This window comes from Bradyrhizobium sp. U531, assembly GCF_051710265.1.
GTDB lineage: Bacteria > Pseudomonadota > Alphaproteobacteria > Rhizobiales > Xanthobacteraceae > Bradyrhizobium.
Genome location: NZ_JASVEN010000001.1, coordinates 2,379,476 through 2,392,148 on the forward strand (window position 1 = coordinate 2,379,476; position 12,673 = coordinate 2,392,148).

At 64.3% G+C, this 12,673-nt stretch carries 12 protein-coding genes; 5 read left to right on the forward strand and 7 right to left on the reverse strand.

Annotated elements, in window-relative coordinates; translation table 11 throughout:
- Positions 1 to 135: 135 nt before the first annotated feature.
- Complete coding sequence (locus tag QRQ56_RS11700) at positions 136 to 1,839, reverse strand: SulP family inorganic anion transporter (RefSeq protein ID WP_438739925.1); 1,704 nt, start codon at positions 1,837 to 1,839, stop codon at positions 136 to 138.
- Positions 1,836 to 2,516: a YoaK family protein gene (locus QRQ56_RS11705; RefSeq protein ID WP_438739926.1), complete on the reverse strand. Its 681-nt coding sequence runs from the start codon at positions 2,514 to 2,516 to the stop codon at positions 1,836 to 1,838. The genes QRQ56_RS11700 and QRQ56_RS11705 overlap by 4 nt, the downstream gene beginning before the upstream one ends.
- Before the next feature lie 135 nt (positions 2,517 to 2,651).
- On the opposite strand from QRQ56_RS11705, the gene QRQ56_RS11710 reads away from it, so the two are divergent.
- The 3 genes from QRQ56_RS11710 to QRQ56_RS11720 all read left to right on the forward strand — a co-directional run bounded on the left by QRQ56_RS11710 (position 2,652) and on the right by QRQ56_RS11720 (position 5,847).
- The gene (locus tag QRQ56_RS11710) at positions 2,652 to 4,340 is read left to right on the forward strand and encodes an aspartate:alanine exchanger family transporter (protein WP_438739928.1); all 1,689 of its coding nucleotides are present in this window, start codon (positions 2,652 to 2,654) and stop codon (positions 4,338 to 4,340) included.
- A gap of 72 nt (positions 4,341 to 4,412) precedes the next feature.
- Complete coding sequence (locus tag QRQ56_RS11715; protein WP_438740168.1) at positions 4,413 to 5,279, forward strand: alpha/beta hydrolase family protein; 867 nt, start codon at positions 4,413 to 4,415, stop codon at positions 5,277 to 5,279.
- Entirely contained in the window at positions 5,263 to 5,847 is a 585-nt protein-coding gene (locus tag QRQ56_RS11720; RefSeq protein WP_438739930.1) for an invasion associated locus B family protein, read from the forward strand. The genes QRQ56_RS11715 and QRQ56_RS11720 overlap by 17 nt, the downstream gene beginning before the upstream one ends.
- 15 nt (positions 5,848 to 5,862) lie before the next feature.
- Here the strand turns inward: QRQ56_RS11720 and QRQ56_RS11725 are convergent, their stop codons facing one another.
- Complete coding sequence (locus QRQ56_RS11725; protein ID WP_438739931.1) at positions 5,863 to 6,231, reverse strand: response regulator transcription factor; 369 nt, start codon at positions 6,229 to 6,231, stop codon at positions 5,863 to 5,865.
- Positions 6,232 to 6,417: 186 nt separating this feature from the next.
- Positions 6,418 to 7,041, reverse strand: a complete 624-nt coding sequence (locus tag QRQ56_RS11730; protein WP_438739933.1) for a response regulator transcription factor — start codon at positions 7,039 to 7,041, stop codon at positions 6,418 to 6,420.
- A 310-nt stretch (positions 7,042 to 7,351) separates the two neighbouring features.
- On the opposite strand from QRQ56_RS11730, the gene QRQ56_RS11735 reads away from it, so the two are divergent.
- The gene (locus QRQ56_RS11735) at positions 7,352 to 8,035 is read left to right on the forward strand and encodes a helix-turn-helix domain-containing protein (RefSeq protein WP_438739935.1); all 684 of its coding nucleotides are present in this window, start codon (positions 7,352 to 7,354) and stop codon (positions 8,033 to 8,035) included.
- A 57-nt stretch (positions 8,036 to 8,092) separates the two neighbouring features.
- On the opposite strand, the gene QRQ56_RS11740 is transcribed toward QRQ56_RS11735, so the two are convergent.
- Both QRQ56_RS11740 and QRQ56_RS11745 read right to left on the reverse strand, forming a co-directional pair.
- The gene (locus tag QRQ56_RS11740; RefSeq protein WP_438739937.1) at positions 8,093 to 8,548 is read right to left on the reverse strand and encodes a potassium channel family protein; all 456 of its coding nucleotides are present in this window, start codon (positions 8,546 to 8,548) and stop codon (positions 8,093 to 8,095) included.
- 155 nt (positions 8,549 to 8,703) lie between these two features.
- Positions 8,704 to 9,699: a Bug family tripartite tricarboxylate transporter substrate binding protein gene (locus tag QRQ56_RS11745; RefSeq protein WP_438739938.1), complete on the reverse strand. Its 996-nt coding sequence runs from the start codon at positions 9,697 to 9,699 to the stop codon at positions 8,704 to 8,706.
- A gap of 319 nt (positions 9,700 to 10,018) precedes the next feature.
- On the opposite strand from QRQ56_RS11745, the gene QRQ56_RS11750 reads away from it, so the two are divergent.
- Positions 10,019 to 11,155, forward strand: a complete 1,137-nt coding sequence (locus QRQ56_RS11750; protein ID WP_438739939.1) for a GNAT family N-acetyltransferase — start codon at positions 10,019 to 10,021, stop codon at positions 11,153 to 11,155.
- 29 nt (positions 11,156 to 11,184) lie between these two features.
- Here QRQ56_RS11750 and QRQ56_RS11755 read toward each other — a convergent pair whose 3' ends face one another.
- Positions 11,185 to 12,408 carry an FAD-dependent oxidoreductase gene (locus QRQ56_RS11755; RefSeq protein ID WP_438739941.1) on the reverse strand — a complete coding sequence of 408 codons (1,224 nt, stop codon included), beginning with the start codon at positions 12,406 to 12,408 and terminating at the stop codon, positions 11,185 to 11,187.
- Positions 12,409 to 12,673 lie beyond the last annotated feature (265 nt).

The window sequence follows — 12,673 nt, forward strand, 5'->3', positions numbered from 1 at the left end:
GACGGTCTTCGGGACGAGAATGATGCGTCACCGTGAGATCGCGGCCGCCGGGTCCATTGATCCAAGTCAACGGTCGGACTCATTCTGAGGAGAGCATCGGTCCGAGGCGTCAGTTCGCATCGCAACATGCAGCCCTCAGGCTGTCCTGTGCACCGTGGCGGCCTGCGCCTCACCGAGCACGCTGTCCAGTGAGCGCAGCCATTGGACGCTATCGGTCTTCTCCGCGAGCCCTTCGGCTTGCAGGAGGTTGCGGAGCTGTGCGTGCGCGCCGACGATACAGAGAGCGACCTTCCGCGAGGTGAGCTCATCATAAAGGTCGTGCAGCATGTGCGCGCCCGCGAGATCGATATAGGGCGAAGCCGAGAGGTCGCACACCACCAGCCGGACCTCCGGCGACGCCGCGAGCGCATCGAGGACCCGGTCCAGGATGTTCTCGGCGTTGATGTAGAGCAGCGAGGCCTCGGGCCGAAACGCGATGATTCCAGGCAGCGGCTCGACCCCTACATGCCCCGCACTGTCCGAGAAGCGGCCGCTGCCGGGCAAACGGCCGATGAAGGCGACGTGCGGCTGCGAGGCCCGTATCAACAGCAGCAGGATCGATGCGATCGCGGCGAGCAGGACGCCCTGGAGGATTCCGAGCAGCAGCACGGCAATCAAGGCAGTTCCCGCTGCATGGAAGTCGATCCGGCTAACCCGCCACATCCGCACGAGGGCGCGGACATCGACCAGTCTGTAGACGGCAGCAAAGACGATGGCCGCGAGCACCGCCTTGGGCAGATTGGTGAGCAGCCCGGTGAAGAACAACAGGCACAGTCCGAGCGTGACCGAGCAGATGATCAGCGCCAGAGGAGTCCGCGCGCCCGCGCTGTCATTGACCGCGGATTGCGACAAGCCGCCGGCCACGGGATAGCCGTGTCCGAGCGCGGCCGCGAGGTTCGCCGCTCCCAGTCCCAGAAACTCCTGCCGGACATCAAGGGGATAGCCGTGCTTGGCGGCGAAGCTGCGGGCGGCAGAGACGCCCTCGATATAGGCCAGCAGCACGCAGCCGGCGGCAAGCGGAAAGAGATCGTCGAACTCCAGCAGGCCGAAGGTCGGCATCGCGAACGCCGGCAATCCCAGTGGAATCTTTCCGGTGACGGGCACGCCGAGGGCAGGAAGTCCGAGCAGCGTTGCTGCGACGATCGCCATGACCACGATCGTGATGCCGACGGGCTTGCCCGGGAGGAACCGCTCGCCAAGCAAGAGCAATGACAACGCGACGGCGCCGATCGCGAGCACGAGCGGGTCTATGGCACCGAGCTGTCCGAACAGCTTGATCGCGCGATCGAAGAAATTGTGGCCGCCACCGGCGACGCCGAGCAGGCTCGGCAACTGGCTCATGATGATCGTGAGCCCTGCCCCGGCCTTGAAGCCGACCAGGATGCTGTCGCTCACAAGCCGGATCAGCACGCTCAGCTTGAACAGCCACGCGATGAAGCACAGCACCGCGACCGCAAAGGCCGCAAGACTTGCGATCTGCGCATAGCGCAACGCATCTCCTCCGGCCAGCGCACCGACGGTACCTGCAATCATCAGGGATATCGCCGAGGTCGGCCCGATCGCAAGCTGCCGCGATGCTCCCAGCAAAGCGTAGCCGAGACCGCCGAGCATATAGCCGTAGACGCCAATTTGAGGCGGCAGGCCGGCCAGCGCCGCATAGGCGAGCGAGACCGGAATGGCGTAAGCGGCAAGCGTGACGCCGGCGATCGCGTCCGACGCAAGCCACTCTCGCCGATAGGCGGCAAGCCAGCTCGCCGGCGGGAAGAAACGCGTCCATCGGGGCCCGGGCGACGTGCTCATGGCGCGCCCTTCTGGTGCGAGGCTTCGCAACGCAGCAAGACGGCCAGCAGCGCGACCACGGGAATACCGAGCGCGAGGTTCGGAATGGCTTGCGTGACGAACGCGCCGGCCGCAGCGCCGCAACCGAACACGGCGCATAGAGCGAAATAGATACCAGAACGCCGCAACGTGCCGGGCGGCGCGCTCCCGGCCACGGCCACAAAGATCGTCTCGATCGCCTGGCGCAGATTGCCCGTGATCATCACCGTGCTGCAGAGAACACCTTCGACCCTGGTGAAGACCGCGGTCTGCATCGCGGCGACGAGCGAGATGCCGAGCGTCCCGGCCAGATCCGGCATCCTGTTATGCAGGATGCCGATCGCGATCAGCAACAGGATCTCGAGCAAGATGCTGATTGCACTGGCCCGCTCGCCTGCGACGCGGCGCAGCCATGTCGCGATCACGATACCGGCGGCAAAGGCGAGCAGCGGCGGCACGAAGTGAAGGGCCTTGGTCCAATTGCCGGCCGTCGCATGGACCCAGAGGAAGATCAGGTTGGCGGTCTGGGCATTCGCCATCACGCCATGGATGATCCAGGTATAGGCGTCGATATAGCCGCCGGAGAACGCGAGCAGCAGGACGATCTCGACCGTTTCGTCACGACGGGTCGTGGCGGCTGCAAGGTCAAGAGCACTCATGTCGGCGATGCCGGCTGCCGAAAACTCCGCATGGTTCGATAGGCGATGCCTGGTCGCTCGCAAGGCTTGATCTGGATCAAGCAATCCCTGCGATTTCGCGAATGAGATCCCGGCGAAGCGCCGGGGAGATGCGACATGGATACCGTCAGGTGGATCATCTCCACCGCTCCGGAAATCTTCTTGCTGCTGGCGGTCGCCATCGGCACCATTCTGGGCCGTGTCCGGATCCGCGGTTTTGCCGTCGGGACCACCGCCTGCATCCTGATCGTGTCCGTGCTGCTTGGACAGCTCGGCCATTTTGCGTTTCCCTCGTTGTTGCGCGTGGTCCTGTTCAGCCTGTTCGTCTTCACGATCGGCTATCGGTCCGGCCCGGAATTCTTCGCTTCCCTGAGCGTGCGCACGCTCGCCCAGGTCGCCGTGGCGCTGGTGCTGGGCGGCACCGGTCTCGTCATCGTCCTGTTGTTTGCCCGCAGCTTCGGGCTCGATCCCGGCACCGCGTCCGGAATTGCGGCCGGAGCGCTGACGCAATCGTCGGTGATCGGAACGGCGTCGGGCGCATTGGCCCAGCTCGGCCTGCCCAAGGACATGCTGAGCCAGCAGGAGGCGAACATCGCCGCGGGCTACGCGGTGACCTACGTGCTCGGCTATATCCTGACGCTGCTGTTCGTGCCCTTCGTCGCGCCGAAATTGATGGGGATCAACCTGAAGGCGGAGGCCAAGAAGCTCGAGGCCGAACTGGCCGGCGGTGATCCGCCGAAGACTGAAAACCTCTCCTATCGCAAGTTCCAGGCTCGCGCCTACCGGGTGACGGCGGGCGCCGGCCGCACCGTCAAGTCGATCGAGGAGGAAATCGGCAGCCGCACGGTCGTCGAGCGCATCGTCCGCGGGGGCGCGGATGTCGAGCCGCATCTGGAGACGGTGCTCGAAGCCGGCGACGACATCGTCATCGCCGGCCGCACCGCGGTCATCGTCGCCGCCAGGCCGATCATCGGTACCGAGATCGACGCCGACGAGATCCTGAAGGCGGTCCCGGGCAACGTGCTCGAGGTGCTCGTGGACAATCGCCATCTCCATGGCCGCTCGATCCAGGACATCGCAGCACGCGTCGGCCCCGACGCCCGAGGTGTCTTTCTGCGCGGGCTCACGCGCATGGGCCGCGAGGCGCCATTGAGCGCGGAAACCCGGGTCTATGTCGGAGACGTCATGACGCTCGTCGGCAGCACGCGCAATATCGAGCGCGCGGCCAACTCGATCGGCCAGGTTCTGCGCTCGGGCGATCGCACCGACATCGCGTTCCTCGCCGCCGGCATCGCAGCCGGTCTGCTCGCCGGGCTCGTCAGCTTCAAGGTCGGCACTGTTGCCCTGACGCTCGGCGGCGGCGGCGGCGCCCTGATCGCCGGCCTCGTCTGCGGCTGGGTGCGGTCGCGCAAGCCAATCATCGGGTCATTGCCCCCGGCAGCTCAGCAGACCCTGAGTGATCTCGGACTCGGCGGGTTCATCGCGGCGATCGGCCTCGGCAACGGCGCCGCCGCCTGGGCTGCGATCCAGGCGCATGGGATGCTTCTGGTCGGCATGGGGCTCGTCACCACGATCGTGCCGCTGGTCGTCGCGACGCTGTTTGCCTACCACGTGCTGCGCATGAATCCGGTCATTGCTTGCGGCGCGTTGGCCGGCGCCATGACGGTCGATGCGGCGGTGACCGGCGCGTGCGAGGTCGCCGAGAGCCAGACGCCGGTTCTCGGCGTCGCCGTCCCCTATGCGGTCGGGAACGTGCTGCTCACCGTCCTCGGCCCGATCATCGTGGCTGCGACCTACAGCGGATGATGGAGTCCAGTGATGTCGTGGCCGGCCAGATCGGCGATGGGATATTTCGCTGCCCTGCTGCTCGCGTGGGCCATGTTCGCCCCGGCCGCGCGCGCCGGAGATGATGTTCGCATCCAGGAGGAAGTTTGGGCGCTGCCGCTCGCGCTTCCGATGTTCGCCTATCTGGTGCGCCCGGTCGGCGACGGCCCCTTCCCGCTCGTGATCATGAACCACGGCGTCTCGCTCAACCCGACCGACCGCAGCTTCTTCCCGCTCGTCGAATTCCGCGATGCCGCCCAATGGTTCGCAAGGCGCGGCTACCTCGTGGTGGCTCCGGTCGGCACCGGCTATGGCGCGGCCGCGATCGACATTCCCGAGCGCGCGATCTACGGGCCGTTCTTTTCGAAGATCGGCAAGTGCAGCAATCCCAACTTCTTCGATGCCGGTCTCGCTGTCGCCAAAACCGATCTCGCGATCATCGACTATCTGGCCGCCGAGCAGCGCATCGTCCCCAAGGACGTGATCGTGGTCGGGCAATCCGCCGGCGGCTGGGCCTCGATCGCCCTGTCGAGCCTGAACCCGCCGCAAGTCAAAGCCATCATCACCTTCGCGGCGGGCCGCGGCGGACGCGTCGGCGGCAAGCCGAACAACAATTGCGCGCCGGACAGGCTGGTGCAGGCGACCGCGGATTTCGGCCGCACCTCGCGCGTGCCGATGCTGTGGATCTACATCGAGAACGACACCTTCTTCGGCCCCGACTTGTCGAAGCGCATGCACGCGGCATTCACCGCCGCCGGCGGCCGGGCCGAGTATCATCTGATGCCGCCGTTCGGCGATGAGGGGCATTTCTTCATCGGCGCGAAGGACGCGATCCCGCTTTGGTCGCCGCTCGTTACCAAGTTCCTCGACGCGCGAAATGAGTGCCCGACCGAGAGGCCCAACCATGCCAACTGCCCGTGATTGCCTTACAGCCCTTCTGGCCATCGCCCTCGCCGTCACCACGACCCTGCCCGGCCGCGCCGCACCGAAGGACGCTCGGGCCGAAAAGCCGTCTGAAGTCACACCGCGCGGCCAGCGTGAAGCCAAGGACATCAGCTACGGAGATTGGCAGAAGCTCTGCTTTAAGGCCGGCGGTTCGCCCACGCTGTGCCGGACCTCGATCACAGGCCGCTTCGCGACTGGACAGACGGCCGTGCGGGTCGATCTGATCGAGCGCGAAGACTCTGCCACGACGCGTCTGCAACTGTTCGTGCCTGTCGGAATGTACCTGAAGCAGCCGCCCAGGCTGAGCGTCGACCAGAGCACGCCCTTCCATGTGCCCTACACCTGGTGTCTCACCAATCTCTGTGTCGCCGCAGATGTGGCGGCGCCGAGGATCATCAAGGAGATGGAGTCCGGCAAGATCCTGACGCTCGAGCTCATCGACTCGAACCTGCTCGCCCTGACGACGCCGATCCCCCTGACGCAGTTTGCCTCCGTCCGCAAGGGAACGGCCGCCAGAACGCTGGAGCAGGATATCGACGAATGACGGCCGAATCTGATGTCAGGAAATGCCGGCGCGCTCGACGCATCGAATCAGAGATTCCGCCGCAAATGGCTTGGTCAGATAGGCGATGCAGCCGGACCCGAGCGCCGCATCCCGGTTCGCCGGGCTGTCATTGCCGGTAATGTAGATTACCGGCACGGAAACGCCCCGCTCAGCCAGAATTCGCCGCACGTCGATGCCGGATTCCCCACCAAGGTCGATGTCGAGAACGATGCAGATCGCCGTGTCGAAATTGCCTTGTCGGAGCAAAGCCTCCGCGGTTTCGAACAGTGTGGCGTCGAAGCCGTAGCCCCGCAGCAATCTGGACATGCTGGTCCGCATGGACTGATCGTCATCGACGACAAGGACAGACCGGCGTGGCGGCAAGGCGATCGGCCTTCTTGAAAGGTTAGCGAACGACGCGCTGCGATGGCGAAGCGAAAAGCGAGTACACTTGCTCTGCGTTGCCGACCCGGCGCCTGTCGATCATTGCGCACGGCGCGCCGCGCACTGTCAACACACCTTGATATTGTACTTTGGGGCAGTCACACCGATGGAACCGGCTCGCGATAGCTAATGCTCGTTCGCACCGATCATTCCGAGTCGCTCGGCGATCGAAACGAGCTCCGCAAGCGAATGAACCTGCATCTTTTCCATCACCTGATGGCGATGCGCCTTCACCGTGCGCTCGGTGGTTCCGAGTTCATGCGCAATCTGCTTGTTGATCCGGCCACGCACGATGAGATCGAACACCTGCCGCTCCCGGTTCGTCAGCGTCGCCAGGCAGGCCCGAAACGTGTCGAGCCTGCCGCGCTGCGCGCGCGCGGCCCGCTGACGCGCCAGGGCGCGCTCGATGGCATCGATCAACTGCTCGGACGAGATCGGCTTGGTCAGGAAATCTTCCGCCCCGGCCTTGATCGCCCGCACGGTGGTCGGTGTGTCTGCGTGCCCGGTCAGGAAGATGATCGGCAGTGTCGAGCCGGATGCGATCAACTGCGCCTGCAGATCGGGGCCGCTCAATCCGGGAATTCGCACGTCGAGCAGAATGCATCCCTCATGCACGTCATCCACTGAGGATTTCAGCAGCTCCAGTGCTGATGCATAGGTCACGACCTCGTAGCCCGCGAGTTTCAGGCGCCGCGCGATCGCGGTACGAAAAGACTCATCGTCGTCAACCACGTGAACGAGGCCGGGCACTTTCAACCTCTCGCCTGTTCAGCCGGGGACGATCGACGTCCCCTCGCTCTGCAAAATCCATCTCTAGCAGAGTGCGAGATCGAAATATCCGCTCACAATGGGCCAAATCCCCGCAGTGGCAGCGACTTCTCATTCCACGCACCAAGCCCCGGGAACTGTCCCTTGGTACAATGAACCTAGGGACAATGGATTGAAATACCGCCTTGGTCGTAAATCAACCTCGGCGGGAGCGGGACAGCGCGGCGCATTCCCAGCTTGGAAATATTTCGTCCGACGGACCAAATTCGGCGATGAGCTGAGGACTTGGCCTATGTTTGTTCGCATCACCAGTGATTCCGCACTGCGTCCCAACTCCCTCCGCGACCTCGGCATGACCAGCGATTCAAATGCGCTCGTCAGTTTAAGCGAATTTTCCTATAGAAAAGGAACCGAGATCTACGGGGAGAAGGAGCCCGCCGAATACGTCTACCAGGTCAAGGCTGGCGCGGTCCGAAGCTACAAGCTGCTATCGGATGGTCGCCGGCAGATCGGCGCATTCCACCTCAGCGGGGATATTTTCGGCCTCGAGAACGGCAACGAGCACCGGTTCACGACGGAAGCCGTCGTCGACACCACGGTTCGACTGATCAAGCGGCAAAGTCTCGAAACGGTGGCCGAAAGCGATGCGACGGTCGCCAAGAACCTGCTGAGCATGACCACGACCAATCTCCAGCACGCGGAAGACCACATGCTGCTGCTCGGCCGCAAGACCTCGCTGGAGCGGGTCGCCGCATTCCTGCTCGAAATGGACAAGCGGCTGACGGCGGCGGGGGTCATCGCGCTCCCGATGTCCCGGCGCGATATCGCCGACTATCTCGGCCTGACGCTGGAGACCGTCTCGCGCGCCCTGTCGCGCCTGCACGAGCTCGGCATCCTCGGCTTCATCGGCAACACCCAACGGCAGATCGTCCTGCTCGACCGCAATCAGCTCGCCGGCCTCGATCTCCAGTCTTGAGACCGGCAAGACGTCGGTCACCGTCGCCGGACGATACGTTGTCCGCCGCAGCCTGTCCTATATCTGGTGCGAACCTGAGCCAGGCGACTCGGTCAGCCCGAGATGGTCGAGTGTCTTGCGCAAGACCTCGAAGAGAATGGCAGCCGACCAGCCGAACAGCAGCACGCCGTTCATGGCGGTCAGCGGGCCGATCAATCGCCATTCGCGAACCGGCGTGATGTCGCCGTAACCGAGCGTCGTGTAATTGACGAAAGCGAAGTAGAGCAGATCGGCGTCGGCGGCGGCCGCCTGGACAATTCTGTAGGTCGCAGCCCACGTCAGGACTTCCAGCATGTGCGCAAGCATCAGCACCACGGCCGTCGCGATCATGACGCCCATCAGGTGCAGCCTTGGCCGCCCGGTGTGACGCAGCCCCGCGCTGCGCGCGATCCCGACGGCGACCACCGTCACGAGCGCGTGCAGCCCGATATTGATCAGGCTCACCAGCGTGCCGACAAGGAATTGCAGCATCACGGCGACCACCCCGCCCTCATTTCGTCACCCAACTGTCTTGGGCCCGTGCACGACAATCGCATCCGTCGGCAACAGCGACGGTTGATCCAGGTCAACGGCGCCTCACGAGCGCGCCGGCGCACCATGCCAGGATCGTCAATCGCAGTCGGGCGACCTCAGTCGCGCTTGGGCACGACCGCGGTGACGATGGGAGCCAGCCGGGCCAATTCGTCCTCGACGAGGCGCTGAAACTTGTCGGGAGCGGAATCGACGTCCGGCTCCAGACCTTGCGAACGATAGCTTTCCTGCAATTTGGGATCGGCCATGGCCGTGCGGGTTGCCGCAGCGATCCGCTCCACGATCGCGTTCGGCGTCGCTCGTGGAGCGAACAAGCCAAACCAGCCTGCATATCTGAGATCAGGCATGCCTTCCTCGATCACCGTCGGGATATCAGGCGCGCCGCTCAACCGATGATCACTCGTCACCGCGATCAGCCGCAGCTTGCCCGCAACGTGCAACTGCAGGATCTGGCTCGAAACCACCGCAATCACCGCGGATATCTGGCCACTCACCAGATCGTTGGTCGCCGGCCCCATGCCCCGATAGGGGACATGGACGAAGTCCGCCGCGAGCCCGGATTGCTGCCTGAACATCTCCCCGATGAGATGATTGCCGGTGCCGATGCCCGGCGTGCCGTAGGACAGCTTGCCCGGATTGGCCCTGGCAAAAGCGATCAGCTCCCGCAGGTTCTTGACCGGCAAGGAAGGATGAACCGCGAAGGCGAGCGTGCTGGTGATCAGACGGTAGATGGCGCGGAAATCGCGAACGCCGTCATAGGCCGGCTGCGACGAGGACAGCGGGATCATCACCTGCGTGCTGCCATTGCCGAGCAGCAGCGAATAGCCGTCGGCCGTGCTCTGCGCCACCGCGGCAGAGCCGATCGCGCCGCCCGCACCGCCGATGTTTTCCACATAGATCGGCCCCAGCAGCGGGGCGACCCGCTCGGCCCAGGGACGGCCGATCTGATCACCCGCGGCGCCGGCCGTATAGGGAATGACCAGCCTTATCGGCCGGGCGGGATAATCGTCGGCGCCTGCGCCACGGGGCCAGGCGGCCAGCGCAGCCATCTGCGCCGCCGAATTCAGCAATTTTCGTCGTGAAAAGAGGGGCATCGCTTTCGTATTCAGGAGCTTGCCGGCCATGTTACACGAGCGGGACGATCTGAAAATCCACGCGGAGAGATCGCTGCCCTGCACCGCCCAGACAACAGATCGTGCCGGGACGCAATTCTTGGGCGGCCGATGATCCGCTGATGGCACAAGTCCCGGCCAAGGCACCCTCGATACTTAAGAATTTGGTAACGATACGAACGCTGTTGAACGCATTAATGCAAATCGCACGCCGCCGGTGTCTCGTCCGTAACGACCCTGCTATAAAGCGCAGCCACGGCTCAATCGACCTTCGCGAATTGTCCGGTTTCCCTGATTGCGCATGAACAAGCCCAGCAACAATTTCGACATCGGCCTCGAGCCATCGTTCGATTTTCTGTCTCCGGAATATGCCGAGCTGTTCGATCGCTCGGCGGCCACCGCGTTTCAGCATCCGATCTGGCTGCACAGCCTCTATGCCCGGCTCGCCTCGACTGCCGGTGCGACGCCTCTGGTCGTCGTGGTCCGCCACCACGCGACGGGAGCGCTTGCGATGGTGCTGCCCCTGCTCCGGATCCGGCGCGGCCCGATCCGGACCGTCGAGTTCGCCGACCTGCGCGTTTCCGACTATCTGGCGCCGGTTTGCAGCCCGGATGTGTTTTCGCAATTGCTCGACGACGCGGCGGCATGCGCGGAGATCCGGCGCCTCGTTCGCCCCTTCGATCTGCTGCGCATGAACAAGCTGCCCGACGCCCGGCTTCCGATCGAGAATCTCCTGGCGGCATCCCGACGCGTCTCGATGGACACCAATTCCTACGCGACGGTTCTCGTTGCGCCGTTCGAACAATGGCGGGCCAGCGCGATCGACCGCTCCTATCAGAAGGAGCTCGCAAAGAAATATCGCCAGCTTCAGAAGAAGGGCGCGCTGACCTTCTCGTGTTGCAGCGACAGCGCCTCCGTGCTCGAAGCACTGGAAGTGATGAAGAAGTTTCGCGGTCCGCGCTTTCAGGCGCAGGGCGACGGAGACCTGCTTCAGCGTCCTGAATTTTTCGGCTTCTACTCCGACGTGGCCTTGCGTGGGCTCGGCAGCTTCGTGCGCCTCTACGCCATGAAGATGGACGGCGAAGTGATCGCCGCCGTGCTCGGGCTGTGCCATCGGGGCAGCCTCCTCATCATCATGAGCGCCTTCGACATTGCGGGCTACAAGAGCCAGTCCCTGGGCGCACTGATGTTCGAGCAAGTCGCGCGGGATTGTATCGAGCGCGGCGACCAGATGCTCGACTTCACGATCGGCGACGAGCCCTACAAGAAGCTGTTCGGTGGGCAGCCCTCGCCGATGTGGGCGGTGACGCAGGTCGGCAGCACCGCAGGGAGCATCGCCCTGTTCGCGCTGAAGCAGGCGCCGTGGCTGAAGCTAGCCGCCAAGCGGCTGTCGGATTTGCGCCTGCTGCCCGCCCGCACCCCGACGCCCACGCGCTGAGCCGGCGCGGGCGACGGAGCGTCACGAGCTCAGGCGCGCAGTGCGCCGCGAACGCGCCCGATCCAGCCCGGATGCATCTGATCGACGCGGTGCGTCAGGCTGCGCCGCAGGAAGTGCAGCCGGCGCCGGACATCCCAACCGATATCGTTGCGCGAGGTCAGGGCCTGGCGGAAGCGCGCCATCTTCAGAGACTGCTGGTCCGCCGCGATCTTGTCGCGATCGGAATAGAACTGCGAGATCTTCTCCAGGCCCATCCCTGGTGACGCGAGCCATTTCGGCGCGTATTCGGTGCACAGACGATCGACGTCCACCAGAAGACGCGCGACGCCCGTTCCGGCGGCGGGGCAATTGGTCTGGAACGCGTCGCCGACGAGCACGATGCCCGGCTGGAGATGTCCCTCGACGACGGTCAGGTCCATCACCCAGTTCTGGACCTTGTCGATGACGCGGAAATCGCCGAGATAGGGCCGCAATCCCGGCAGCAGACGCAAGACCGTCGCTTCCGGCTCGCGGCGCAGCTCGCGCATGATCGGATCGGCGGGATCGCGGAACATGAAGAGATTGGCCCGCATGCCGGTGCGAACGGGGAACAGGCTGAGATAGTCGATGCCATCCGCCGTGCGCTCGCCGTAGCAGGTCAGCGCCTCGAAATCGAACCGGCGGCCATCCTGTCGGGCAATCGTGAAGCCGAACGACACCGAATGGCGCTCGGCAAGGACCCGCCGCTTGATACCGAGCTTGTAACCGAGCGCCGCCGCCATGCCCGTCGCAAGAACGACGAGACGCGCGGTCACGCGCCGCCCCGAGGCCAGCTCGAGATGCTGGACGTCGTCGCTGCTGCTGATCGCGGTGACTTCGTCGACGATCAGGCTGGAGGAAGCGGGTATCTGGCTGCGCGCCATGGCAACGAGATCGGAATAGGAAAATCCGTAGGCCTGACCGACGCTGACATCGACCACCTTGCCTTCCCGGATGTTGAGCACCCGATCGTATCGGCAAGCGGCATTCTCGAGCGCGTGGAAGAAGCCCAGCTTGCGCAGCAGCTCCAGTTGATGGCCGCCGATCTTTTCGACCCGGAATTCGTCCGGATGAACCGCGCGCTTCTCGATCAGGGCGATGCGATGACCCGCACGCGCCAGAACGGCAGCCGCAAGCGATCCTGCAAGGCCGCCGCCGACGATCGCGATATCCGCAATGGTGCTGGAAGTTTCAGCGGTGGCGTTCGGCTCGGTCACGGTTTTGTCCGCCGTCATGATCTGGGCTCCCACGGTCAACTAAAGTCGCACGTGCAATTCTCCGGCCTGATGTCGCATCGCAGGGCCAAAGGCGATGATTTCTCGATATCGAGGTTAACGAGCGGAAGCCCGGCTCTCCTGTCGGCGGCCGGCACGTCTCTTGCTCGGGATTCCCCGTAAATTGCCGTTTCCGGCAGCGCGGCGCGCCGATCCAGTCGTGCCTTTCCGCATTGAAACGGCTGATCCTGCCTTTCAGCCCGTCGTTGCGGCGCTACGCCGTCAG

Coding starts and splice junctions, on each gene's coding strand:
- QRQ56_RS11700 (WP_438739925.1), bottom strand. CDS start 1,839: ATGAGCACGTCGCCCGGGCCCCGATGGACGCGTTTCTTCCCGCCGGCG.
- QRQ56_RS11705 (WP_438739926.1), bottom strand. CDS start 2,516: ATGAGTGCTCTTGACCTTGCAGCCGCCACGACCCGTCGTGACGAAACG.
- QRQ56_RS11710 (WP_438739928.1), top strand. CDS start 2,652: ATGGATACCGTCAGGTGGATCATCTCCACCGCTCCGGAAATCTTCTTG.
- QRQ56_RS11715 (WP_438740168.1), top strand. CDS start 4,413: ATGTTCGCCCCGGCCGCGCGCGCCGGAGATGATGTTCGCATCCAGGAG.
- QRQ56_RS11720 (WP_438739930.1), top strand. CDS start 5,263: ATGCCAACTGCCCGTGATTGCCTTACAGCCCTTCTGGCCATCGCCCTC.
- QRQ56_RS11735 (WP_438739935.1), top strand. CDS start 7,352: ATGTTTGTTCGCATCACCAGTGATTCCGCACTGCGTCCCAACTCCCTC.
- QRQ56_RS11745 (WP_438739938.1), bottom strand. CDS start 9,699: ATGCCCCTCTTTTCACGACGAAAATTGCTGAATTCGGCGGCGCAGATG.
- QRQ56_RS11750 (WP_438739939.1), top strand. CDS start 10,019: ATGAACAAGCCCAGCAACAATTTCGACATCGGCCTCGAGCCATCGTTC.
- QRQ56_RS11755 (WP_438739941.1), bottom strand. CDS start 12,408: ATGACGGCGGACAAAACCGTGACCGAGCCGAACGCCACCGCTGAAACT.